Source organism: Catellatospora vulcania (genome assembly GCF_009720385.1).
Classification (GTDB): domain Bacteria; phylum Actinomycetota; class Actinomycetes; order Mycobacteriales; family Micromonosporaceae; genus Catellatospora; species Catellatospora vulcania.
The window spans coordinates 12,397-33,772 of sequence record NZ_WARX01000038.1 but is presented as its reverse complement, the minus strand read 5'-3'; the positions used below and the strand labels follow the sequence as shown (position 1 = coordinate 33,772).

The 21,376-nt window shown below is 72.5% G+C and carries 27 protein-coding genes; 7 read left to right on the top strand and 20 right to left on the bottom strand.

The window, feature by feature from the left end; translation table 11 throughout:
* Positions 1-55: 55 nt before the first annotated feature.
* The 14 genes from F6W97_RS39385 to F6W97_RS39320 all read right to left on the bottom strand — a co-directional run bounded on the left by F6W97_RS39385 (position 56) and on the right by F6W97_RS39320 (position 11,055).
* A complete protein-coding gene (locus tag F6W97_RS39385; RefSeq protein WP_155375701.1) occupies positions 56-889 on the bottom strand; it encodes an SDR family oxidoreductase in 834 nt (277 codons plus the stop codon).
* 87 nt (positions 890-976) lie between these two features.
* Positions 977-1,627 carry a phosphatase PAP2 family protein gene (locus F6W97_RS39380; protein ID WP_155375700.1) on the bottom strand — a complete coding sequence of 217 codons (651 nt, stop codon included), beginning with the start codon at positions 1,625-1,627 and terminating at the stop codon, positions 977-979.
* A gap of 52 nt (positions 1,628-1,679) precedes the next feature.
* Positions 1,680-2,315, bottom strand: a complete 636-nt coding sequence (locus F6W97_RS39375) for a MerR family transcriptional regulator (protein WP_230687351.1) — start codon at positions 2,313-2,315, stop codon at positions 1,680-1,682.
* Between the two features lie 161 nt (positions 2,316-2,476).
* Positions 2,477-2,941: a bifunctional nuclease family protein gene (locus tag F6W97_RS39370; RefSeq protein ID WP_144127411.1), complete on the bottom strand. Its 465-nt coding sequence runs from the start codon at positions 2,939-2,941 to the stop codon at positions 2,477-2,479.
* A gap of 137 nt (positions 2,942-3,078) precedes the next feature.
* Complete coding sequence (gene ftsR, locus F6W97_RS39365; RefSeq protein ID WP_230687350.1) at positions 3,079-3,816, bottom strand: transcriptional regulator FtsR; 738 nt, start codon at positions 3,814-3,816, stop codon at positions 3,079-3,081.
* A complete protein-coding gene (locus F6W97_RS39360) occupies positions 3,813-4,253 on the bottom strand; it encodes an FHA domain-containing protein (protein WP_120315525.1) in 441 nt (146 codons plus the stop codon). The genes ftsR and F6W97_RS39360 overlap by 4 nt, the downstream gene beginning before the upstream one ends.
* A 167-nt stretch (positions 4,254-4,420) precedes the next feature.
* Entirely contained in the window at positions 4,421-4,798 is a 378-nt protein-coding gene (gene gcvH, locus F6W97_RS39355; protein ID WP_155375699.1) for a glycine cleavage system protein GcvH, read from the bottom strand.
* Between the two features lie 42 nt (positions 4,799-4,840).
* The gene (locus F6W97_RS39350) at positions 4,841-5,788 is read right to left on the bottom strand and encodes a DUF881 domain-containing protein (RefSeq protein WP_155375698.1); all 948 of its coding nucleotides are present in this window, start codon (positions 5,786-5,788) and stop codon (positions 4,841-4,843) included.
* Between the two features lie 8 nt (positions 5,789-5,796).
* Complete coding sequence (locus F6W97_RS39345) at positions 5,797-6,129, bottom strand: small basic family protein (protein WP_155375697.1); 333 nt, start codon at positions 6,127-6,129, stop codon at positions 5,797-5,799.
* Positions 6,126-7,043 (bottom strand): DUF881 domain-containing protein, encoded by a 918-nt coding sequence (locus F6W97_RS39340; RefSeq protein WP_155375696.1) that lies wholly within the window; start codon positions 7,041-7,043, stop codon positions 6,126-6,128. Before F6W97_RS39340 ends, F6W97_RS39345 begins: the two co-directional genes overlap by 4 nt.
* The gene (locus F6W97_RS39335) at positions 7,040-7,654 is read right to left on the bottom strand and encodes a CDP-alcohol phosphatidyltransferase family protein (protein WP_230687349.1); all 615 of its coding nucleotides are present in this window, start codon (positions 7,652-7,654) and stop codon (positions 7,040-7,042) included. The genes F6W97_RS39340 and F6W97_RS39335 overlap by 4 nt, the downstream gene beginning before the upstream one ends.
* A gap of 208 nt (positions 7,655-7,862) precedes the next feature.
* A complete protein-coding gene (locus F6W97_RS39330; protein ID WP_155375695.1) occupies positions 7,863-9,026 on the bottom strand; it encodes a cellulose binding domain-containing protein in 1,164 nt (387 codons plus the stop codon).
* Between the two features lie 170 nt (positions 9,027-9,196).
* Positions 9,197-10,435: a hypothetical protein gene (locus F6W97_RS39325; RefSeq protein WP_155375694.1), complete on the bottom strand. Its 1,239-nt coding sequence runs from the start codon at positions 10,433-10,435 to the stop codon at positions 9,197-9,199.
* A gap of 149 nt (positions 10,436-10,584) precedes the next feature.
* Positions 10,585-11,055, bottom strand: coding sequence for a YybH family protein (locus F6W97_RS39320; protein WP_196279530.1), 471 nt, complete (start codon positions 11,053-11,055; stop codon positions 10,585-10,587).
* Positions 11,056-11,282: 227 nt separating this feature from the next.
* On the opposite strand from F6W97_RS39320, the gene F6W97_RS39315 reads away from it, so the two are divergent.
* Complete coding sequence (locus F6W97_RS39315; RefSeq protein WP_155375692.1) at positions 11,283-11,870, top strand: alpha/beta hydrolase; 588 nt, start codon at positions 11,283-11,285, stop codon at positions 11,868-11,870.
* 61 nt (positions 11,871-11,931) lie between these two features.
* Positions 11,932-12,903: a helix-turn-helix transcriptional regulator gene (locus tag F6W97_RS39310; protein WP_155375691.1), complete on the top strand. Its 972-nt coding sequence runs from the start codon at positions 11,932-11,934 to the stop codon at positions 12,901-12,903.
* Positions 12,904-12,909: 6 nt separating this feature from the next.
* Here F6W97_RS39310 and F6W97_RS39305 read toward each other — a convergent pair whose 3' ends face one another.
* Positions 12,910-13,824 (bottom strand): SDR family oxidoreductase, encoded by a 915-nt coding sequence (locus F6W97_RS39305; protein WP_155375690.1) that lies wholly within the window; start codon positions 13,822-13,824, stop codon positions 12,910-12,912.
* Positions 13,825-13,901: 77 nt separating this feature from the next.
* Here F6W97_RS39305 and F6W97_RS39300 point away from each other — a divergent pair, with 77 nt between their 5' ends.
* Both F6W97_RS39300 and F6W97_RS39295 read left to right on the top strand, forming a co-directional pair.
* Positions 13,902-14,420: a P-loop nucleotide/nucleoside kinase family protein gene (locus F6W97_RS39300; RefSeq protein WP_155375689.1), complete on the top strand. Its 519-nt coding sequence runs from the start codon at positions 13,902-13,904 to the stop codon at positions 14,418-14,420.
* Between the two features lie 15 nt (positions 14,421-14,435).
* Positions 14,436-14,867, top strand: a complete 432-nt coding sequence (locus tag F6W97_RS39295; protein ID WP_144127423.1) for an OsmC family protein — start codon at positions 14,436-14,438, stop codon at positions 14,865-14,867.
* A 135-nt stretch (positions 14,868-15,002) separates the two neighbouring features.
* Here the strand turns inward: F6W97_RS39295 and F6W97_RS39290 are convergent, their stop codons facing one another.
* Together F6W97_RS39290 and F6W97_RS39285 are read right to left on the bottom strand one after the other, a co-directional pair.
* Entirely contained in the window at positions 15,003-15,797 is a 795-nt protein-coding gene (locus F6W97_RS39290) for a class I SAM-dependent methyltransferase (protein WP_155375688.1), read from the bottom strand.
* Positions 15,798-15,819: 22 nt separating this feature from the next.
* A complete protein-coding gene (locus F6W97_RS39285; protein ID WP_155375687.1) occupies positions 15,820-16,374 on the bottom strand; it encodes a nucleotidyltransferase domain-containing protein in 555 nt (184 codons plus the stop codon).
* Positions 16,375-16,409: 35 nt separating this feature from the next.
* On the opposite strand from F6W97_RS39285, the gene F6W97_RS39280 reads away from it, so the two are divergent.
* Positions 16,410-17,357, top strand: coding sequence for an aminoglycoside phosphotransferase family protein (locus tag F6W97_RS39280; protein WP_230687348.1), 948 nt, complete (start codon positions 16,410-16,412; stop codon positions 17,355-17,357).
* Positions 17,358-17,361: 4 nt separating this feature from the next.
* Here the strand turns inward: F6W97_RS39280 and F6W97_RS39275 are convergent, their stop codons facing one another.
* Genes F6W97_RS39275 through F6W97_RS39265 form a run of 3 tightly spaced genes read right to left on the bottom strand, consistent with a single transcriptional unit; the run spans position 17,362 to position 18,704 of the window.
* The gene (locus F6W97_RS39275; RefSeq protein WP_155375686.1) at positions 17,362-17,775 is read right to left on the bottom strand and encodes a PIN domain-containing protein; all 414 of its coding nucleotides are present in this window, start codon (positions 17,773-17,775) and stop codon (positions 17,362-17,364) included.
* Positions 17,772-17,984 carry a type II toxin-antitoxin system VapB family antitoxin gene (locus F6W97_RS39270; protein ID WP_155375685.1) on the bottom strand — a complete coding sequence of 71 codons (213 nt, stop codon included), beginning with the start codon at positions 17,982-17,984 and terminating at the stop codon, positions 17,772-17,774. Before F6W97_RS39270 ends, F6W97_RS39275 begins: the two co-directional genes overlap by 4 nt.
* Before the next feature lie 60 nt (positions 17,985-18,044).
* Positions 18,045-18,704 (bottom strand): FadR/GntR family transcriptional regulator, encoded by a 660-nt coding sequence (locus tag F6W97_RS39265; RefSeq protein ID WP_155375684.1) that lies wholly within the window; start codon positions 18,702-18,704, stop codon positions 18,045-18,047.
* A gap of 95 nt (positions 18,705-18,799) precedes the next feature.
* On the opposite strand from F6W97_RS39265, the gene F6W97_RS39260 reads away from it, so the two are divergent.
* The gene (locus F6W97_RS39260) at positions 18,800-20,083 is read left to right on the top strand and encodes a CynX/NimT family MFS transporter (protein ID WP_155375724.1); all 1,284 of its coding nucleotides are present in this window, start codon (positions 18,800-18,802) and stop codon (positions 20,081-20,083) included.
* Between the two features lie 52 nt (positions 20,084-20,135).
* Entirely contained in the window at positions 20,136-21,332 is a 1,197-nt protein-coding gene (locus F6W97_RS39255; RefSeq protein WP_155375683.1) for a multidrug effflux MFS transporter, read from the top strand.
* Positions 21,333-21,376 lie beyond the last annotated feature (44 nt).

Below are 21,376 nucleotides of genomic sequence, written 5' to 3'. Positions count from 1 at the left end.
CACAGCAGCCAGGAAGGCGCGACTCGGCAGGAGTTGCGGCGGCGTGTGGCGAGGCTCAGGCCGCCGCTGACACGTGCAGGCGGGCGGCGGTGACGTCCTCGAACTCCTTGGTGCGGGCGGACAGGGCCATGGTGAGGAACTGGGCGGCGTCCTCGCCGACCGGCAGGCGCAGCGGCGGCTCGGCGAGCCCGGCGAGGCGGTGCACCGCCTCGGCGAACAGCTCCGGCGGGTTGAGCGCCGGGTTGCCCTGCATGCCGCGCAGTCCCGCGATCATCGGGCCCGCGACCGGCTCGTAGGCCTCCACCCGCTGGCGCGGCAGGGCGGCCGAGGTGCCGTACGGGGTGCTGAAGCCGCCGGGCTGCACGATGGTGACCTTCACCCCGAGGTGCGCGGACTCCTGTGCCAGCGACTCGGCCAGGCCCTCCAGCGCGAACTTGCTGGCCGTGTACGCCGCGAGCCCCGGGAACGGCACCGCGCCGGCGATCGAGGAGACGAACACCGCATGCCCGCCGCCCTGGGCCCGCCACAGCGGCAGCACCAGCCGGGCCAGCCGCCAGGGTCCGTACACGTTGGTCGCGAACTGCGCCTCCAGCTCGCCGTCGGAGACCTCCTCCACCGCGCCGCACTGCCCGTATCCGGCGTTGTTGACGAGCACGTCGATGCCGCCGAAGCGCTCGGCCGCGGCGGCCACCGCGGCGGCGCAGGAGACCGGATCGCAGACGTCCAGCGGCAGCGCCAGCACCGTGTCCGGGTGCCGCTCGGCGAGGTCGGCCAGCGTCTCGGGCCGCCGGGCCGTGGCCACCACCCGCTCGCCCGCCTGCGCCAATCGCTCCACCAGCGCCCGGCCCAGCCCGGTCGAGCATCCCGTCACCAGCCAGCGTCGTGCCATCGGTGCCACCCCTCGCGTACGCCGGCCCCCTGCGGGCCGGTCGGGTGACCAGACTGGCAGCGGACATACAGGAACGGCAATGTAAACTTACGGACGGGAGTGATCTCGCCACGCTGCGTGAGTCACGATCGTGAGCGCCACCCCGAGCAGCGCCACCAGCCACCCGCCGAGCACATCGGAGGGCCAGTGCACCACCAGCGCCACCCGGCTCGCCCCCACCAGCACCGCCCAGCCGACCACCACCGCCGCCAGCGCGACCCGCTGCCGGCGCGTGCCCAGCCGCGGCCACACCAGCACGAGCAGCAGCAACGCCGCGGTCGCGAAGTGACTGGTGTGTCCGGACGGATAGGACCAGCCGGCCGCCCAGGACAGCATGTCGTCGGGCCGGTGCCGGGCCACCAGCGCGTGCACGGTGAGCCGCAGCGCCGCGCTGGCCGCCACGGCGGCGCACACGAAGGCGAGCTGCGCCAGCAGCCGGCGGCGCAGCAGGAAGCCGAGCGTGAATGCGAGCACCGACAACAGCACCACGGTGTCACCGGTGCGGGTGACCGCGGTCATCGCCGCCCGCCACATCGGATACTCCAGGGCCAGCCGGTGCGCGGCCGCGCTGACGACGGCGTCCTGCTCCACCAGCGGGGTCCAGGTGACCTCGACCGCGAAGGTCAGCAGCGCGTAGGCCGCCACGGCGGCAGCCGCCGCCCACAGCCAACGACGCCTGGCGTCGGTGTGTACCAGCATGGATATTTCTTACCCCCGCACGGTGACGCCCGTCACTCGGGGGGCGGATTCTTCAGCCCGCGCGACGCCGGGCCCGGCGGGCGGCCAGCTCGTCGGTGACGCCCAGGGGCAGCACGGCCGGCGCGAACGGGGTGACCGTCGCCTCCTCGACCTCGGTGCCCCGCTCCGCGGGCAGGTGCGACAGCGAGCCCTGGATCTCCTTGAACGCGCCGCCGATGGCGATGCCGAACACGCCCTGGCCACCCTGCAGCAGGTCCACGACCTCCTCCGGCGAGCGGCAGTCGTACACCGAGGTGCCGTCGGAGATGAGGGTGATGGTCGCCAGGTCGTCGGCGTCGTACGCCCGCAGCGTCTCGATGGCGCGGCGGATGTTCTGCAGCGACACCCCGGCGTCCAGCAGCCGTTTGACCACCTTCAGCACGACCAGGTCGCGGAACGAGTAGAGCCGCTGGGTGCCCGAGCCGGACGCGTCCCGGATGCTCGGCACCACCAGCGCGGTCCGCGCCCAGTAGTCGAGTTGCCGGTAGCTGATGCCCACCGCGTGGCAAGCCGTCACGCCCCGATAGCCGAGCGAACCGCCCTGCACATCCGAGTCCGCATCCTCCGCCGCGCCGCCGTGCAACGCGGCCGCACCACCGGGACGACCTGGTTCACTACCAGGCGACTGCGGATCATGGAGCTGGTTCATGCGACTACCTCCCGCCGAGTGTCGACTTGAAGCAGCCTATAGCGGATGCGACCGGCGGGCGGGGAGGTAACGCCGCGACACGCCACATTCGAGTCCCGGAGCGTCACTTTTCGGTGACCCGCTCGTTAACGGCATCCGCGGAAGCGGATGCCGTGGCCGGGCTACGAGGCGAAGTCCTCCGGGCGGACCTGCTCCAGGAACTCGCGGAACTTCTCGACCTCGTCCTCCTGCTCGTCCGGGATGATGATCCCGGCCTCGTCGAGGACCCGCTCCGCGCAGCGCACCGGGGCGCCCACCCGCAGCGCCAGGGCGATCGCGTCGCTGGGCCGGGCGGACACCCGCACCGAGTCGCCGATGAGCAGATCGGCGTAGAAGATGCTGTCCTTCAACTCGACGATCTCCACGGCCTTCAGCGGCGCCGACAGCGCCTGCAGCAGGTCCCTGAGAAGATCATGAGTGAGCGGCCGGGCAGGTTTGACGCCCTGCTGCTCGTAGGCGATCGCCGTCGCCTCGACCGCGCCGATCCAGATCGGCAGGTAGCGGTCCCCCTCCACCTCACGAAGCAGGACGATCGGCTGGTTGGTGGGCAGTTCGACCCTTACCCCGATCACGCTCAGCTCGCGCACCGTCTCGCCTCCGTCGCGTCTGCCTGGGGCCGGTGTCCGGCGGGCCCGCCTCTCGGCGGACCTTATGACACTGCCTCTCAGCCTCTTCTACTGCACGCTACACGCCCACGCGCACCGTCGGCTCGTACGACCGCCGGTCAGCCGCCGAGCGCGTCGTTGAGCCCGGAACGCAGCAGCGCCACGTGCAGGCGCTGCGACAACACGGTCAGCTCGCGCATCGCCTCGGCCGCCCGCGCGCGGGCCGTGGGGTCCTGCTGGCGCATCAGCGGGGCGACCAGCTGGGCGTAGAGCCCGGCCTCGCGGTCCGCGGCCACCCGGTACGCCCGCAGGTGCCGGGGCTCGACGCCGTACTCGGCGAGCTGGCCGGCGACCTCGGCGACCGCCAGCGCGTCGCCGTCGAACCACTCCCCCGCCCGCGCCGTGACCAGCCCGTGCCGCTCCAGGTCGGCCAGCAGCGCCTCGGTGATCCCGGCGCGGTGGCACAGCTCCTGGCGGCGCAGCCGCTCGTCGACGGGCTCCGCCACGGCCTCGGGCCGGTGGTCGTCGCCGACCGCGACCAGGGTCGGGCGCGCCTGCGTCAGGTGCGCGCCTTCGGACAACTGCTCGCGGATGACGCGCAGGGGCAGATACTGGTCACGCTGCGCGGCGAGGATGAACCGCAGCCGCGCCACGTCCTCACGGCTGTACTTGCGGTAGCCGGACGACGTCCGCTGCGGCTCCACCAGACCCTCCGTCTCGAGGAAACGCAGCTTCGAGATGGTGACATCCGGAAAGTCGGGACGCAGCAGCCCGAGCACCTCGCCGATGCTCATCAGCGTCTGTGCCCGCGCCGCCCCGCCCCCGCCGCCGGCCGACGCCGGCACAGCTCCGGTCATGCCTCCTCGGCGCGCGGGCCGGCCACGTACAGCAGGCGGAACTTGCCGACCTGCACCTCGTCGCCGTTGTTGAGCGTGGCCGACTCGACCCGCTCCCGGTTGACGTAGGTCCCGTTGAGGCTGCCCACGTCGCGCACGGTGAACGTGGACCCGTCCCGGTGGAACTCGGCGTGCCGGCGCGAGACCGTCACGTCGTCGAGGAAGATGTCGCTGTCGGGGTGACGGCCACTCGTCGTCACATCGTGGTCGAGCAGGAATCGGGCGCCCGCGTTGGGGCCACGACGCACCACCAGCAGGGCCATGCCCGGCGGCAGCTGTCCCGAGACCCGCCCCGGGACTACGTCAGACTCCGGCCCTTCCAGCGCCTCCTCCAGGGAGCCGAGGTGCAGGGTCGACGTGACGTCGAGCTGGGGGAACTCGTCGTCTGGTCGCGTCATCGGACCACCTCACGGTCATATCGGCCACGTAAACGTGGAACTGCTATGGGCACCGGATAGGGCGTTACTCGACGTCAGCGGCGAGCTTAGGGAGCGAGCCTAGCGACCCTGGAAATGAAGGGTCAACCGGACTCGCGGTTCGGCGATTCACGCCCCTGAATGAAGGTTCAGCTCTGGGTCAGCTCACGGTACGCTGCCGCGTCGAGAAGCGCATCCAGCGCGGACGGATCGGCGATCTCGATTTCGACGAGCCAGCCCTCGCCGTACGGGTCGGTGTTGATCAGGTCGGGTGAGTCGACGAGGGTCTCGTTGCGGGCGGTCACCGTGCCGCTCAGCGGAGCGTAGATCTCCGACACGCTCTTGGTGGACTCGACCTCGCCGAAGGACTCGCCCGCCGCCACGACCTGGCCGGTCTCCGGCAGCTGCACGTACACGATGTCGCCCAGCGCGTCCTGCGCGAAATGGGTGATACCGACCCGGACCGAAGCGCCCTTCGTGGTGACCCACTCGTGCTCGGCGGTGTACTTCAGGTCCTCAGGAATCACGGTCGTGCCCTTTCGCTCCAGGCCGTCGTGTGGCCTTGCCCGTCAGGAGACGGGTTTCGCGTACTCCAGGTTCGGCGTGCCCCGCACCGCGGTGATGTCGACCGGATGCGGATCACTGACGATCACCGTACCGCCGTCGTTGCTCACATCGTCAACCACCCCGCCGCGGAACTCCATGGCCTTGTCCAGGTCTTCCGGGCCGATCGCGGTCACCGTGTACGGCCCGGTCAGCCGCACCCCGTCGACCTCGATCCCGCCGCCGCCGGCGTTGACGAAGTGCGTCGAGGCGATCACCCGCACGGAGCCGCCCGTCCCGTCGATCTGGATCGCCTCGGCCCCCGCCCCGCGCAGCTCCTGCACGGCGTTGAGCAGGTGGTCCGCGGTGATCGGCCCGGCGCCGTCGGAGAAGCGCAGCGTGATGCCGGTGCCCTGGGCCTTGAGCGTGCCCGCCAGGATGCCGATGTCGTCGGCCCGCTCCTGGGCCTCCTTGAGGATCTGCTCCCGGCTGGACGCGCCCGAGTCGAGCTCGCGGCGGGTCGCGTCGAGCTCGGCGATGTCCTGGCGCAGCCGCTCCGCGCGCGAGTCGAGGTCGGCGAGGATGACGTACAGATCCTCCTCGCGCAGCGAGTTGTAGCCCTCGTCGGCGGAATTGCTCTTGAGCTGGACCGCCAGCGTGAAGCCGAGCAGGACCAGCAGCACCCCGATCAGGGCGCCCGCGCCGCTGATCTGCTTGCGTCTGTTGTCGCTCGGGCCGTCCGCGTCCGGCTCGGGCCGTGCTTGCGGGGCCGCGTCGCCGGGCACCGGGGAACCGGCGCCGTCCGGCGTCGCCGCGTCGGACGTCTCGGCCGTCGGCTCCGCCGCGGGCTCGGCGGTCGAGGCCTCGGCGGTCGAGGTTCCGGCCGTCGGCTCGTCGCCGCCCGCGCCCGCCAGGGGCACGGTCGGCTCGTCGCCCTGACCGGGGCCGATCGGCTGCGTCTTCTCGTCGCTCACTGCTGCACCTACGCCTTGAACAGCCGTCGCCGGATAGCCGCCACGTTGCCGAAGATCCGCACGCCGAGCACGACGACGACACCGGTGGACAGCTGGACACCCACCCCCAGCTTGTCACCGAGGTACACGATGAAGGCCGCGACCAGGACGTTGGAGATGAACGAGATCACGAACTGCTTGTCGTCGAAGATCCCGTCCAGCTTGGCGCGCACGCCGCCGAAGACCGCGTCCAGCGCGGCCACGACGGCGATCGGCAGGTAGGGCTGCAGCGCGTCCGGGACGGTGGGGTTGAGCACGACGCCCAGCACCACTCCGGCGATCAACGCCAGTACTGCGATCACTTGCCACCTCCCGAGGGCGAGGTTGAGGGTGCGGGCGTGCCCGAGGGCGACGGCGACGGCTGCGGCACGCGGGCGAACTGCAGCCGCGGCATCACCGCCGCCGGCAGCTCCAGGTCGTCCTTTTCGTCGACGTCGAAGCCGACCTCGAAACGCTTGTCGTCGCGCAGCTTGCGGTAATCTTCCGCGGTCGCCGTGTCGTTGAACTTGTCCGCCATGTCGGACGGCCCGATCGCGGCCACCTCGTAGGGGCTGATGACGTGCGCGTTGCCGATCAGGATCGCCGAGCCGGCGGTGCGGATCGGCGTCACCGAGGTCAGCCGCCGCCCGTTGACCGAGATCGCCTCCGCGCCGGCCGCCCACAGCGCGTTCGTCACCAGCTGCAGGTCCAGGTCGAGCACCCGGGCCAGCCGCTCGGTGCTCGCGTTGGGACCGTCGGCGAGGGTGACCACCACGCCGTCGCCGGTCACCTTGCGCACCCCGGTCGCGGCCTCCAGCTCACGCAGGCGGGCGATGGAGGTGTCGTCCAGCTCCTGCTCACGCCGCCGGTTCACCTCGTCCTGGCGGTTCTCCGCGTCCTGGTCGAGCTTGTCGGTGTCCGCGGTGCGCCGGTTGATGTCCTTGATCAGCTCGGTGCGGGTGGTGGCCCGGGCCGGCGCCCGTGCCACGACCTGCAGGTAGGCCACGGCGAGCAACACCCCGATGACCACGCAGGCCAGCACGGTGATCCCGCGGCGAGTCCAGTGGGTTGCCGTCGGCAGCGGGCCGTGCTCGCGGCGGGCGCGGGCCGCGTCGGTGTATCCGCCGTCGAGCGGGTCCTGGAACAGGTCGGTCAGCATGTCCGTCTGCCACACCCGCTGCCCGGAGGGCGGCGTGGACACCGGCTGCACCGGCTCCCGCTCGGGGCCCGTGCTCACGCCGTCGCCTCACGGGAGCGCCTCACCACGGCGGCGAACTGCACCAGGTAGAAGATGCCCGCGATCCAGTACAGGACGATGCCCCACCAGCACAGCGCCCAGCCGCTGGCGTACGCGACGGTGTGCATCGCGCCGGTCGGCACGGCCCAGGCCAGCAGCAGGATCGGGAAGCCCATCAGCAGGATGAAGGTGGCCGTCTTGCCGATGTAGTGCACCGGCAGCGGGCCGTAGCCGAGCCTGCGCAGCACCGGGAAGGTCAGCATCAGCAGCACGTCGCGGGCCAGCAGCGCGACCGTGAACTGCCAGGGCACGATGTCGCGCACGGTGAACGCGAGCAGCGTGGCAAGGATGTAGAGGCGGTCGGCCGCCGGGTCCAGCAGCTCGCCCACGCGGCTCACCTGGCCGAGCCGGCGGGCCAGGTAGCCGTCGATCCAGTCCGTGGTGCCGCCCAGGCCGAGCACGACCACGGCCCAGCCGACCTCGTCGGCGACGAGGAAGAGATAGAGGAAGACCGGCACGCCTAGCAGGCGGGCGAAGCTGATCAGGTTGGGGATGGTGAGGATGCGGTCGCGCGACTGCACGCCAGCATCGCCCAGCGGCTGCTGAGCCACCGAGGCCTCCCCTCCGCCGCCGGCTGTAAAAGCGACAGCCGGCGCAGGCCGGCCGTATTCACCCGAATCTTCGGACATGATCCGCCGATTCACGACCCCCAGTTGTACCACGTTGCCGTGGGTGGCTGCCGACACGGCCGCAGGCGTCGGCGACGGTGCGGGAAAAGGGCGTACCCGCACTGCAGGTACGCCCTTTTTGTCCTTTTTATCAGAGCGCCGTGCAGACCGGCACCGGGGTGCCGTTGGCGCCCTGGTAACTGGCGAGGAACCCGGTCGCCGTGCCCGCGCCGGGCGCCAGCTGGCCGTTCCAGCTGACGTTGAGCGTGGTCACGGTCGAGCCGGTCTGGGTGTACTGGCCGTTCCAGCTCTGCGAGATCACCTGGCCGTTCGGGAAGGTGAACCGCACCGACCAGCCGCTGATCGGCACCGTGCCGTTGTTGACCACCCGCAGCTCGCCCTGGAACCCGCCGGGCCACTGCCCGATGATCACGTACGTCACCGCGCACGACTTGCCCGGATTGCCCGACGGCGACGGCGACGGCGGGCGCGACGGGCTCGGCGAGGCCGAGGCGGACGGGGAAGCGGACGGGCTCGGGGACGCCGACGGGCTGGGCGACACCGACGGGCTCGGCGACACCGACGGCGACGGCGTGACCCCGCCGAGCGCCGCGATCAACGCCGGGTACCAGCGGTCGGACATCTTCTGGTCGCCGGCCGCGTTGGGGTGCACCCCGTCGTAGGTGTCGGTAGCCGTGTTGAAGCCGGTCCACTGGTCGACCACGGTGATCGGCGACTGGGCGGTGGTCTTGCCCGCCGCCCAGGCCGGAATGGCGTTGTTGAACGACACCGCGCGAGCGGCGCACTCGGTGCAGCTCGACGGGTTCATCGGAATGATCTTCGCCACCAGGATCTTCATCGTCGGCTTGCTGGCCCGCATCTGGTCGACCATCGTGCTGAAGGCGGCGAGGATCTGCGTGTTGGGCAGGTTCGACCACACGTCGTTGGTGCCGAGGTGCATCAGCACGACGTCGGGCAGCGTCGCCGACAGCCAGCCGACCAGCTGGTTCTGGCCGGCGATGTTGGTCGCCAGGAAACCGCCGTGGCCCTCGTTGTCGCCGTCGTGGGCGACCCCGCAGCCCTGCGTCGGCAGCGTGCCGACCATGTCGATGTTGGTGTAGCCGGTGGACTGCAGCCGGTTCCACAGCGTCGCCCGCCAGCAGCCGGGCGAGCCGGTGATCGAGTCACCGAGCGCCATGATGCGGGTCGGGGCGGCAGCCGCGCTGCCGGTGGGAGCGGCGACGACGACGGCCGTCGCGGCCACGAGTGTGCCCAGCAGCGCCGTCAGCGCTGCCCTCACGGTGGGCCTGGACATGGGCGAATCCCCTCACTGGGACGCGCGAAGACACCCGCCGCCCACGCGGAGACCCCACGCTGGTACCGAGACAGGACGTCGACGCGGCACGGCGCGGTCGACGCGATCAGGGTGCGGCCCGGCTCCCGGGGGCCGACAGAGCCTGGCGTCGATATTAGAGGGTGCTGGGCCTACGGCGAAACCGAGCTGACCAACAGCACGAACAGCAGCGCCACCGCGACGATGCCGATACATCCCGCCACCAGCACCAACGTCTGCTGCGGCAGCCGTCGCCCCGCGGGCCGGGCCGCGTGGCGACCGGCCCTGTGCTCCGGTTCGGCGGACTCCGCCGCCGGCTCGGTCAGGTACGGCGGCAGGTACACGGTCGTGCTGAACGCGGGGGCGGCGAGCACCGACGGCGGCTCGTACCCGGCCGGGGTCAGGTGGTCCCACAATGCCGCGACCTGTTCTTCCTGCTCCGGCGGCACCCACGAGGCGGTCGCCCGGGACTCGCCGGGCAACGTCGGCGACGTTCCGCCCGGACGGTCGTGGACGTCGCCCGCCCAGGCCGCCGGATCCGGCTCCGCGTCGCGCAACCGCTGTGCCCAGGAGTCCTCCGGGGCCGGTTCGGGCCGCTGCCCCGGCACGGGGTCGGGGTCCGCGGACCCTGTGGACGACTGCTGCCCGGCACGTCCGGCAAGCTCGACCGGGGAGATCGGGGCGTCCGGGATCAGGCCGACACCGCACTGGTGGCGCGGGTCGGCCACCGCCCGGCCCGCTGTGGTGATCATGGTGTGCACCGGGTCGGCGGGGTCCAGCCCGGCCGCGTCCTCGCGCGCCTCGGCCAGCAGCTCGTGCGCGTCGTTGAAGCCGCCGCAGTCGCGCCACATGGCGGCCAGCCGCAACTGCATGCGGATGCCGACAGGATGCGCCGCGCCGTGCGCCCGCCGGTGCTCGTCGATGACCGTCGCCAGGCGCAGCCGCGCCGACACGCAGTGGCCCTGGGCGTGCTCGACGGTGGCCAGATCACCGCGCGCGGCCAGCACCCGGTCGGAGTCCGCGCCGTCCAGCTCGGTGTACGCGGCGATCAGGTCGAGGTAGCGCTGCACCGCGCGGGCGTGCACGCCCACCCTGGCCAGCACCGCGGCCAGCAGCCCGAGCGCGTGCAGGGTGCGCCGGTCGCGCTCGCCGTACAGCGCCCGCGACGCCGCGAAGCCGTAGGCCGCCCAACCCCGGGCCGCGTACGGCTCCCCCAGCCCGAGCAGCACCCCGGTCTGCAGCACCACCGCCTCGGCGACGACCGGCGTGGCCTGGGCCGGGTCGGCGGGCACCGTGCCCAGCGCCGCGGACAGCAGGTCGTGTGCGGCCGACAGCGTCCCGGCCGCGATGTGCTCGCGCGCCCGTGCCACCACGTGCTCTCCGACCGGCATCGCCGCCCGCACCCCCAAGTCACCCGTCCGCGGACCGCCACCATGCCGCGTGGAGGCCCTCGGGCGCCAGCCCCGGGAGGGTTACGTCACCAACCTGACCCGCCACCGCCGACCGGCGAACGGTCGGCGGGGGCGGCGGAGTGCGGTGCTCAGACCACCGGCAGCGGCGAGCTGACATCCAGGATGATCTTCCACTGGCCGCGCTCGCGGACGAAGGTGAGCGCGTTGTAGAAGTGCTGCTTGAACCCCAGCGACGCGATGGACAGCGTGAAGTCGACCACCAGCGTCGCGCCGCGGCACCCGTCGACGACCTTCTTCACCTCGGGGAACGTCGCCGTGAAGTCATAGGTGAACAGCCCGGTGAAGTTGGCCTGGATGGCGGCCTTGTCCTTGCGGTACGCCCCGTTGGCGCCGATCTGCACCGCCTCGTCGTGGTAGTACGACATGACCGCGGGCAGGTCCTTGGCGAGGAAGACCGCGTCGAAGTCCGCCACCGCGGCGTCGAAGTGCCGCTCACAGCCGCGCGCCGTGTCACCTGTGCCCGCGCCCGCGGAGCCGGGCACCGCCAGCAGCACCGCCAGGCCCAGCGCCGCCATTGCCGCCGCATACCACTTGCGCACGTTTCCTCCAGCAGTCCAGGTGAGACAGTCGCCCCACATCGACCACGATCATAAGAAGCCGATCGATACGAGCGCCTTGGATGATCAGCCCGACAACGCGGCACGGTCGGCGGCCACGTCGGCGCGAAATCGGGACCCGGCACGGCACACGACCGGTGTAGGCCTGCCCCGCAGGCGCGCGCCCGCGCGGGTCGGCACCCGCGCCTGAGCCGACCTAGGATCGGCCCATGACCCGCCCGGAGACGCCGAATCCCTGGCCGAGAACGACCGACCGCCACCAGGCCGACCCCGACCGGCTGGCGATCATCCTGCCGGGCGGCGGCTACACGCCCGCCCGGCCGCTGCTGCACCTGACCCGCAACGTGCTCGCCCACCACGGCTGGAGCCTGCAGGAGCTGTGGTGGACCCCGCCCGCCACCATCGATATGGACGAGCGCGCCGACTGGGTCGTCGCGCAGGCCGTCGCCGCCGTCGAGGCCGAGTCCGCAAAACGGATCATGCTGGTCGGCAAGTCACTGGGCAGCCTCGCCGCGCCCGTGGCCGCCGAACGCGCGCTGCCCGCGATCTGGTTCACGCCGCTGATGTTCCATCCGTCGGTGGTCGACGCGCTCGGCGCCACCGAAGCCCCCACCCAGCTGATCGGCAGCACCGGCGACTTCTCCTGGGACCCGCGGCTCGCCGACGACCTCGGCCTGCCGTGCCTGGAGCTGACCGGCGCGGACCATGCGCTGGAGCACCCGGACGACCCGGTCCGCAGCGCGGAGAACCTGGTGCGCGTCACCCGCTGCGTGCACGGGTTCGTGGCCGGGTTGTGAGCGAGACCCCGGATCGGCCGCCGCCGGCCCGAGTCGGGCACGGCGAGCCGGGTCAGCCTCGATGAAGGCGTCGCGGCTGGTGTCGCTGCTGCTCACGTTGCAGCAGCGGCGTTCGGCGCGGGCCGCCGAGCTGGCGCAGCTGTTCGAGGTCTCGGTGCGCACCGTGTACCGAGACGTCGCCGCGCTGCAGGCCGCCGGCGTGCCGCTGTGGACCGAGCCCGGCCGCGCCGGCGGCATCCGGCTCATGGAGGGCTGGCGCACCAGGCTGGACGGTCTCACCGGCGCGGAGGCGGCCGCGCTGTTCGCCGGGGCGGCCCCGGAGGCACTCGCCGAGCTGGGCCTCGGCTCGGTGCTGCTGGCGGCGCAGGCCAAGGTGCTCGCCACCCTGCCCGAACCGCTGCGCGACCGGGCCCGCACCATCGCCCAGCGCTTCCACCTCGACGCGCCGGGCTGGTTCCACCGCGGCGAGGAGCTGCCGCACCTGATGAGCGTCGCCGAGGCGGTGTGGGAGCAGCGCCTGATCACCGTGCGCTACCGGCGCGCCGACGGCTCCGTACGCCGCGAGCTGGAGCCCTACGGGCTGGTCCTCAAGGCCGGGGTCTGGTACCTGGTGGCCCGGGTGCCGGACGCGGACGCGGTGCGCACCTACCGGCTGGGCCGGGTGACCGCCGTCGAGCCGAGCGACGAGACGTTCGAGCGGCCCAAGGACTTCCAGCTCGCGCGGTGGTGGGCGGCCTCGGCGGCCTCGTTCGACCGCACGCTGATGCGCGACCGCGTCCGGCTCCGGGTGAGCCCGCGCGGCCTGCGCCTGCTGCCGTCGGTCACCGACCCCGCCACCCGCGACGAGGCGATCCTGCACACCGGCCCACCCGACGAGCACGGCTGGTGCGAGGTGGAGCTGGCCGTCGAATCGCCCCGGGTCGCGCTGAGCCAGCTGCTGCCGCTGGGCGCCGACCTTGAGATCCTCGCTCCGGTCGAGCTGCGGACCGAGCTGGCGGCGATCGGCGCCGCGATCGCCGCCCGCAACGGCTGAGCTGCCTCAGCGGTAACCGGTGGGGTCGATCGGGCCGGTCCTGGTCGAGCCGTGCTCGGCGAAGTAGCGCCAGATGTCGGGCACCGACCCGTCCACATCGGTGAGGCCGTACTCCTGCGCCAGCGACGTGCTGGACAGCGAGCTGCCCGTCCACCGGGCCCGGTCGGGGTCGGCGGCCAGCGCGGCCACGCCCCGGCCGAGATACGCCGGGCTCTCCGACAGGACGAAGTGGGGATCGGCGGCCGCGCCGTCGCGCCAGTTCTGCTCGGTGACGCCGAAGTGGTCGAGCATCGCCTCCGAGCGCAGGAAACCGGGCGTGACCACGAGCGCGGTCCCGCCGAAGGGCTGGAGCTCGGCGGACTGGGCCAGCGCGATCCGCGACACCGACGTCTTGGTCAGGTCGTAGAAGAACGAGCCCCGGTACTTCCGGTTGAACTCGTCGGTGCCGTCGGTGACCTCGACGACCAGCCCGCCCGGGTGCCGGACCAGCAGCGGCAGCGCGGCATGGCTGGTGATGACGTGGGTGTGCAGGCCGAGCCCGAGCATGCGCAGCCCGCCGTCGAGGGACTGCTCCCACAGCGGCTTGCCCCACTCGGCGTAGTCGTCGCCGCCCCACACGTCGTTGACCAGGATGTCCAGCCGCCCGTGCGCGGCGTCGATCGTCGCGACCAGCGCCCTGACCTCCTCGGGCACGAGGTGGTCGACGCGTACCGCGATGCCCTCGCCGCCCGCCGCGGTGACCAGGTCGGCGGTGTCCTCGATGGTCTCCGGCCGGTCCATCTCGGAGCGCTGGGCGCGGGTGCTGCGGCCGGTGACGTAGACGGTGGCGCCGGCCCGGCCGAGCTCGACCGCGATGGCCCGGCCGCATCCGCGCGTCGCCCCCGCCACCAGGGCGATCCTGCCGTGAAGCTGCTTGTTCATGGGTCCATCGTCGCGGCAATCCCTGACACGTTCCGTCAGGTTTTCCCGGCGATTCCGGCCTGGGCGACACTGGTCCGGTGCTGATCGTCTTCTCCGGGCTGCCCGGTGCCGGCAAGACCACGCTGAGCCGCCCGGTCGCCGCCGCGCTGGGCGCGACCTGGCTGCGGGTGGACGCCATCGAGTCGGCCCTGTGGCGGGCCGGCGTCGACCGGTCGCAGCCCACCGGCCTGGCCGCCTACGTGGTGGCGGACGCGCTCGCCGACGCCCACCTGGCGCTGGGGGCGACGGTGGTGGTCGACGCGGTCAACGCGGTCGAGCAGGCCCGCGCCGGGTGGCGGGACCTCGCCGCGCGGCACGGCAGGGTGATGTACGCCATCGAGGTGGTCTGCACCGATGCCGCCGAGCACCGCCGCCGGGTCCGGCAGCGCACCCCCGAACCCGATCAGGCGTTCCAGCCCAGCTGGGACGACGTGCGCACGCGCGAGTTCACGCCGTGGCGCGAGCCCCGGCTGCTGGTCGACACGGCCGCTCACGACACGACTGAGCTCGCGACTCTCATATTGCGGGGCATTGCCGGGCACGGCACGCCCGCGTGAGCTAGCGTCGGGCCCATGCCTATTCGTACCGCAACAGCCCGCTGGCAGGGAACGCTCACCGAGGGGTCCGGCACCATCGCGACCGGCAAGGGTGGCCTGCAGGGCAACTATTCGTTCAAGTCCCGTTTCGAGGAGGGTGAGGGCACCAACCCCGAAGAGCTGATCGCCGCCGCGCACTCCGGCTGCTTCTCGATGGCCTTCTCCAAGCAGCTGTCGGACGCGGGCTTCCCGCCCAACGCCGTGGTGACCAACGCGAACGTCCACCTGGACAAGACCGACGCCGGCATGACGGTGACCCGCATCGACCTGGTGACCACCGGCGACGTGCCCGGCATCGACGAGGCGCAGTTCCAGAAGCTGGCCGAGGCCGCCAAGGCCGGCTGCCCGATCTCCCGCCTGCTGTCGCCCGGCGCCGAGATCACCCTCGACGCCACGCTCCAGGCGTGATCCGTTCCCGGCGCGGCCGCTGACCAGCACTCGCGCCGGGTACACGCGAAGACCTGTGTCCGGGTCGGGATCCGCGGCCAGTCCGCCGGTCCCGGCCCGGACCCTTTCCTGCCCACTCCTGACGGGCGGCCCGCATCAGGCCGCGCGGCGGGCGACCGTGAGCAGGTGGGAGCTGACGCCCCAGAGGTGCGGCTCCGACTCCACCGCGCGCATCAGTGCCAGCGCCTGCGCGGTTCGTGCGTCGTCGGCCAGGATCCCCGGCAGGTCCGGCAGCATCCACAGCGGACCCTCCACCGCGGCGATCCGCTCCAGTGCCAGCCCCGCGGCGGCGACCTCGTCGGGCAGTTCGTCGGGGTGGTGGAAGTACGCCGTGGTGAACCAGCGCGCGTCGTGGTCGATGTTGCGGTGCACGCCCGTGGCCAGAGTCGTGTCGAGAATCTGCGCGAACACGGGGCTGGCGACGTAGCCCTTGACGTAACCGTCGAGCAGCGACGCGTACCGGCTGATCGTCGCGGCGACCACCAGGCCACCGGGGCGCACCACCCGCGCCGCCTCCCGCCAGGCCGCGAGCCGGTCCTCCCGTTGCACCAGGTGGTACAGCGGGCCGAGCAGCAGCACCACGTCGCGGCTGCGGTCGGCCTCGCCGACGTCGCGGGCGTAGCCGACGCTCGCGGTGACCCCGGGCAGTCCGGCCGCCACGGCCACGTGATCGGGCATCGGGTCGACCAGGTGCACGGTGTGTCCCGCCGCGGCCAGCGGACCCGCGTAGACCCCGGCCGCGCCGCCGACATCGAGGATCTCCAGCGGGCCGGGCGGCAGCACCCGGCTGAGCAGATCCCAGGTGCGCAGGTACTCCCAGCGCCCCGCCCCCGTCTCCAGCCGGTGTCGCTCCTGCCCGCCCTGGTAGTACTGCGCGATCTCCAGTTGCATGCCGCCGATCGTGCGCCCGACGTCAGGCTCCGGCAACCCCGTTTCCGACCTGCGGGGTGTTCCGCAGCGCGCCGGCCAACAGGGCGATGTCGGCCAGGTCCTTGTCGCGGCGGGGCAGGCCGGGCACCCATACCGGCATCATCTTCTTGATCTCGAGCTGCGCCTGCGGGCTGATGACGGGGCAGCTCAGGCCGTTGAGGTGACCGGGTGGGCCGTCGAGCATGCCGTCCGGCCAGCGCGCGCCCGCATAGGGACCCGCCGGCACCACGACGTGCCCCTCGCCGTCCCGGCCGAGCAGGGCCACGCCGAGGTCGACGCCGTCGCGCAGGAAGTCGCGCTGCACCCGCGGATCGTGCTCGCCGTAGCCGGTGAAGCCGAGCCCTGCCAGCACCGACGTCAGCCGGTCGGCGTCGGCGGCCCAGCAGAACCAGTCCACATCGGCGTGCGGGCGGGTGATCCGCCCGAGGTGGAAGTCCATAGCCCAGCCGCCGCGCAGCCACAGGGCGATACCGTCCCGGGCGGCGCAGGCGGTGATCTCGGCGACCGCCGCCAACTGCAACTGTGCCCGAAAGTCCACCTCGCGATGGTAGACAGCGGCGGTAGTCTCGCCGCGTGACGGAGCCAGAGGTGACCGAGGTGCTGGTGCCGCCCACCCTGAGCGTCGTCGAGTCGATCGGCGACCTGGCCGAGGGCCGGGCCTGGCTGGACTCGCTGCCCGGTCTCATCGCCGAGCTGCGCGACGGCTGGTCGCTGCGGCTCGGAGCGCCGTGGACCGGCGGCTCCTGCTCGTGGGTCGCGCCCGCGGAGCTGCCCGACGGCCGCCCGGCCGTGCTGAAGATCAGCTGGCCGCACCCGGAGATGATGGGCGAGGCCGCGGCGCTGCGGGTGTGGCAGGGGCACGGCACGGTCGCCCTGTACGCGCACGACGGCGTACGGCACGCGCTGCTGCTGGAGCGGGCCGACCCCGGCACGACGCTCGGCGACAGCGACTCCCTGCCCGCCGAGGAACGGCTGCTGGTCGCAGCGCGGCTGCTGCACCGGCTCTGGTCCGCGCCCGTCGCCGACGCGGGCGGGTTCGACCTGCTCAGCCATGTGACCGCACGCTGGGCCGGGCTGGTCGAGCAGCGGATGGCCCGGCTGCGCCCCGGATTCGACCCGGGGCTGGTGGCGCACGGCATCCGGCTGCTGCGCGAGCTGCCCACCACGGCGTCACGGCGGGTGCTGGTGCACGGTGACATCAATCCCGGCAACATCCTGGCCGCGCGGCGTGAGCCGTGGCTGGTCATCGACCCGAAGCCGATGTACGGCGATCCCGGCTACGACCCGTGGAAGCTGGTCGAGCAGATCGACGACCCGTTCCGGCACCCGGATCCGGCCGCCGTGCTGCGGCGGCGGTTCGCCCTGTTCGGCGAGGTCACGGGCGAGGACCCGGCGCGGCTCGCGGCGTGGGCGACGGCCCGGCGGGTGGAGGACTCGCTGTGGTGGGTCTCCCGCGGCAACCCGCCCAGCCACCGGGCCATGGCCGAGGCCGCCGTCCTCGCCTCCGTCGCCGGGCTCTGACGGGCTAGGCGGTGTCCGACGGCGCGGAGATCCGCTGCTGCTTCAGTTGCGGCACCAGCCGAGCAGCCGTCTCGTAGTCGGCGTCCTCGTGCAGGACGGTCAGCTTGAGGCGGATCGCGGTGGCCGCGACGAGGTAGTCCGCGACGGACAGTCCCTGGCGCGCGCTGTGCTTGGCCAGCTCGCGGCGCAGTGTCGCGACGATGTCCCAGGCGTCGTCCGGCACCGGCACCCACGGATACGCCGACCGGAGACTCTCCTCGATCCGGGTGTACGCCTTCGCGTCGGCGATCGCCAGGCCCTCCGTGATGACCGGATCGCAGATCCCCACCCGCCCGCGGGTCACCTGGTCATGCCATTGCCCGTCGACCTGTCGGCGCAGCATGCGCACCAGCGCGCTGGTGTCGATCAGAAATCTCACCGATCGGGCTCTTCCAGCCGGTCGAAGTCGAAACCACCTTCGTCCGCGATCGTCTGCAGCTCAGCCAGCGCCCGCTCACGACGGGCGCGGCTCTCCTCGACCGCGAAGCGGAGCGCGGTGTTGACCGTTTCCTTCTTCGTCGAGGTGCCGAGTGCAACAGTCGCCTCTTCCAAGAGATCGTCGTCGACGTCGAGCAGAGTCTTCGCCATCGCGCCTCCCAGGGACGATCGGATATCCCAGATTAAGTCTTATACGTGCGCACGGGCAGGCTAGGCCGCTTCGAGGAAGGCTCCGGCGGCGCGGGCGGCGCGGTCGGGGTCGGCGGCGCGGATGGCTTCGACGAGGTCGTCGTGGGCGACGTACTTGTCGGGGGTGAGAGAGTCGCCGATCTGCTGGCTGAGGCTGGCCCGCAGCGCGCCGCCGAACGAGGCGTAGAGCTCGGCGAGCATGGCGTTGTGCGCGGCCGCGACGATCGCGACGTGCAGGTCGGCATCGGTGGCGACGAACGCCGCCGCGTCGCCGTCGCGCCACAGCTGCTCGCGCCGGGCCAGCAGGGCATCCATCTTCTCCAGGTCGGCGGGGGTACGCCGGACGGCCGCCAGCCGGGCCGCCTCCACCTCGAAGGCGCGGCGCACCTCGACGGCCTCGGCGACCTCGGCGGCGGCCAGCCGCCGCGCGACCACCCCGGTGAGCTCGTGGGTGGCGGTGACGTAGGTGCCGGAGCCCTGCCGGCACTCCAGGACACCGGCGTGCACGAGGGCCCGGACAGCCTCGCGGACCGTGTTGCGGCCCACGCTCAGCGCCGCGACCAGGTCGGGTTCGGTGGGGATGCGGCTGCCGACCGGCCATTCGCCGCTGGCGATCTGGGTGCGCAGCTGCTCGATGACCTGGGGCACCAGGGTCTGGCGTGACGGTGTGCGCAGTGTCATTGCTTACAACTCCGGTCCTAAATTCGTCCCATGATTCTACGATCGGAGGTATGCCACCGCCAGTAGCCGCCGCCGCGCCGCCCATCGTGTCGCCGATGATCGCACCCCGTGTGACGCCGCCGACACCGGCCGTACCGGCACCGCGCCCGGCGGTCCTGATACTGGCGGGCATCCTGCTCGTCGCGCTCAACCTGCGCGCCGCCATCACCAGCCTCGGCGCGCTGCTCGACGAGGTGACCACCGGCCTGCACCTGTCCGGCACCGTCGCGGGGATCATCACCACGCTGCCCGCGCTCGCCTTCGCCGTCTTCGGCGCGTTCACGCCGTGGCTGGCCCGCCGGTTCTCCCCGGCCCGCATCCTGGTCGGCGCGATGGGCCTGCTGGCCGTGGGACAGCTGCTGCGGGCGGTCAGCGGCTCGCCGTGGACCTTCGTGCTCACCAGCGCCATCGCGCTGGCCGGCATCGCCATCGCGAACGTGCTGCTGCCGGTGCTGGTCAAACAGCACTTCCCGCACCGGGCCGGGCTGATGACCGGCGTCTACTCGATGACCCTGATCCTCGGCACCACGACCGCGTCGGCGGCCTCGGTGCCGATAGCCCACGCCGTCGGCGACTGGCGTGCCGGGCTGGGTGTCTGGGCGCTGCTGGCCGCCGTGGCGGTCCTGCCCTGGCTCGGCCCGGCGCTGCGGCGTACGCCGCGATCGGCAGGCGGAACGAGGACGGCGGCCGCGCGCGTGCGCCCTGCACGCACCCGGCTGGGCTGGGCGATGGCGCTCTACTTCGGCATGCAGTCGCTGAGCGGGTACGCCACCATGGGCTGGCTGGCGAAGATGTTCCGCGATGCGGCGTTCACGCCGACCGACGCCGGGCTGCTGCTGGCCGGGGTGACCGCGGTCGGGGTGCCGTTCGCGCTGCTCATGCCGACGCTGGCCGGCAAGCTGCGGAACCTTCGCCCGCTGGTGCTGCTGATGTCCGCCGCGATGATCGCCTCGTACCTGGGTCTGGCACTGGCCCCGCACGCCGGCGCGATCGCCTGGGTGGCCCTGCTGGCGCTCGGGCAGGCCGCCTTCCCGCTGGCCCTGGCGATGATCGGCATGCGGGCACGCACCGGCGAGGGCGTGGTGGCCCTGTCTGCGTTCGCGCAGAGCACCGGTTACCTGATCGCCGCGCTCGGCCCGCTGCTGGTCGGCGTACTGCACGAGCTGACCGGCGGCTGGCAGCTGCCGCTCGGCTTCCTGATCGCCGCGGCGGTGGTGCAGGCGTTCGCCGGGCTGGCCGCGGCGCGGCCCCGTTACCTGGAGGACGAGGCCGGGCTGGTGAACGCCGCTGCTGTGCCCGCCGGCGCCCGGACGGGCCGGGCCGCGCCGGCCGTCTCATGACCGCGGTCACAAAGCTCCCGGTACTGCGGCGCGGGATGGTTGGGTAAGGACCGTGACTCCCCCGCCGGCCCAGCGACGCACCCTGATCCTGGTCCTCGGCAGCATGTCCGCCTTCGGCGCGCTGTCGTTCGACATGTACCTGCCCGCCTTCCCCACCATCGCCGCCGACCTGCGCGTCTCCCCCGCCGCCGTGCAGCTCACCCTCACCGTCGCGCTGATCGGCATCGCGCTGGGCCAGTTCGTGATGGGACCGCTGTCGGACCGCTGGGGGCGGCGGCGGCCGATCATCGCGGGCACCGTGCTGTTCTTCGCCTCCTCCGCGCTGATCACCGTCGCCCCGAACATCGAGGTCATGACCGCGCTGCGGCTGGCACAGGGCTTCGCCGGCGGCATCGGCATCGCGATCTCCCGCGCCGTGGTGCGCGATCTCTACTCCGGGGCCGAGGCCTCGCGCTTCTTCTCCCGGCTCACCCTGGTCTTCGGCGTCGCGCCGGTCGTCGCGCCCACCATCGGCGCGGCCGTGCTGGAGTTCACCAGCTGGCGTGGCGTGTTCGCGCTGCTCGCCCTGTACGGGCTGGTCATGGTGGTGGTCGGGTGGCGCTTCCTGCCCGAGACGCTGCCCGTCGAGCGCCGCCGCACCGGCGGGCTGGCCGAGGTCGGCCGCGGCTTCAAGGTGCTGGCCGCCGACCGCCGGTTCTGGGGGTACACCGCCGCGCAGGGGCTGACCTTCGCCGGGCTGTTCGCCTACCTGTCCAGCGGCTCGTTCGTGCTGCAGGAGGTGTACGGCGTCTCCGCCCAGGCATACGGGCTGATCTTCGGCTTGAACTCGCTCGGCCTGGTCGCGGTCGGGCAGCTCAACGCCCGCCTCGTGGGCCGGCGCACGCCGCGCGCCCTGCTGTTCGCGGCGCTGGCGGGCGCGGTCGCCGCCGGGATTCTCATGGTCGGCGGAGCGGGGCTGCACAGCCTGACCATCGTGGTCGCCATGCTGTTCGTCTACATCGCCAGCCTGGGCATGGTCGCCCCGAACAGCACCGCACTGGCGCTGGACGGCCACGCCCAGATGGCGGGCACCGCCGCCGCGCTGATGGGCGCGGTGCAGTCGGTGATCGGCGCGATCGCCGGACCGATCGTGGCCGCGCTCGGCGCGTCCAGCGGCGTGCCGATGGCCGCGGCCATGTTCGGCTTCGCCGCGCTGTCCGTCCTCACCGCCACCGTGCTGACCCGCCCCGGACAGCCGAAACTCGCCTGATCCGGACCACCCGCCGGAGCCGACGGTCCGGTTCGCACCCTTGA

Excerpts from the sequence above, each read along its gene's own strand:
- F6W97_RS39265 (WP_155375684.1), bottom strand. The coding sequence starts at position 18,704 with ATGACACTGCGCACACCGTCACGCCAGACCCTGGTGCCCCAGGTCATC.
- F6W97_RS39305 (WP_155375690.1), bottom strand. The coding sequence starts at position 13,824 with ATGAACAAGCAGCTTCACGGCAGGATCGCCCTGGTGGCGGGGGCGACG.
- F6W97_RS39360 (WP_120315525.1), bottom strand. The coding sequence starts at position 4,253 with ATGACGCGACCAGACGACGAGTTCCCCCAGCTCGACGTCACGTCGACC.
- F6W97_RS39315 (WP_155375692.1), top strand. The coding sequence starts at position 11,283 with ATGACCCGCCCGGAGACGCCGAATCCCTGGCCGAGAACGACCGACCGC.
- F6W97_RS39295 (WP_144127423.1), top strand. The coding sequence starts at position 14,436 with ATGCCTATTCGTACCGCAACAGCCCGCTGGCAGGGAACGCTCACCGAG.
- F6W97_RS39260 (WP_155375724.1), top strand. The coding sequence starts at position 18,800 with ATGATCGCACCCCGTGTGACGCCGCCGACACCGGCCGTACCGGCACCG.
- F6W97_RS39325 (WP_155375694.1), bottom strand. The coding sequence starts at position 10,435 with ATGCCGGTCGGAGAGCACGTGGTGGCACGGGCGCGCGAGCACATCGCG.
- F6W97_RS39330 (WP_155375695.1), bottom strand. The coding sequence starts at position 9,026 with ATGTCCAGGCCCACCGTGAGGGCAGCGCTGACGGCGCTGCTGGGCACA.
- F6W97_RS39385 (WP_155375701.1), bottom strand. The coding sequence starts at position 889 with ATGGCACGACGCTGGCTGGTGACGGGATGCTCGACCGGGCTGGGCCGG.
- F6W97_RS39270 (WP_155375685.1), bottom strand. The coding sequence starts at position 17,984 with ATGGCGAAGACTCTGCTCGACGTCGACGACGATCTCTTGGAAGAGGCG.
- F6W97_RS39375 (WP_230687351.1), bottom strand. The coding sequence starts at position 2,315 with ATGAACCAGCTCCATGATCCGCAGTCGCCTGGTAGTGAACCAGGTCGT.
- F6W97_RS39290 (WP_155375688.1), bottom strand. The coding sequence starts at position 15,797 with ATGCAACTGGAGATCGCGCAGTACTACCAGGGCGGGCAGGAGCGACAC.
- F6W97_RS39380 (WP_155375700.1), bottom strand. The coding sequence starts at position 1,627 with ATGCTGGTACACACCGACGCCAGGCGTCGTTGGCTGTGGGCGGCGGCT.
- F6W97_RS39310 (WP_155375691.1), top strand. The coding sequence starts at position 11,932 with ATGAAGGCGTCGCGGCTGGTGTCGCTGCTGCTCACGTTGCAGCAGCGG.
- ftsR (WP_230687350.1), bottom strand. The coding sequence starts at position 3,816 with ATGACCGGAGCTGTGCCGGCGTCGGCCGGCGGCGGGGGCGGGGCGGCG.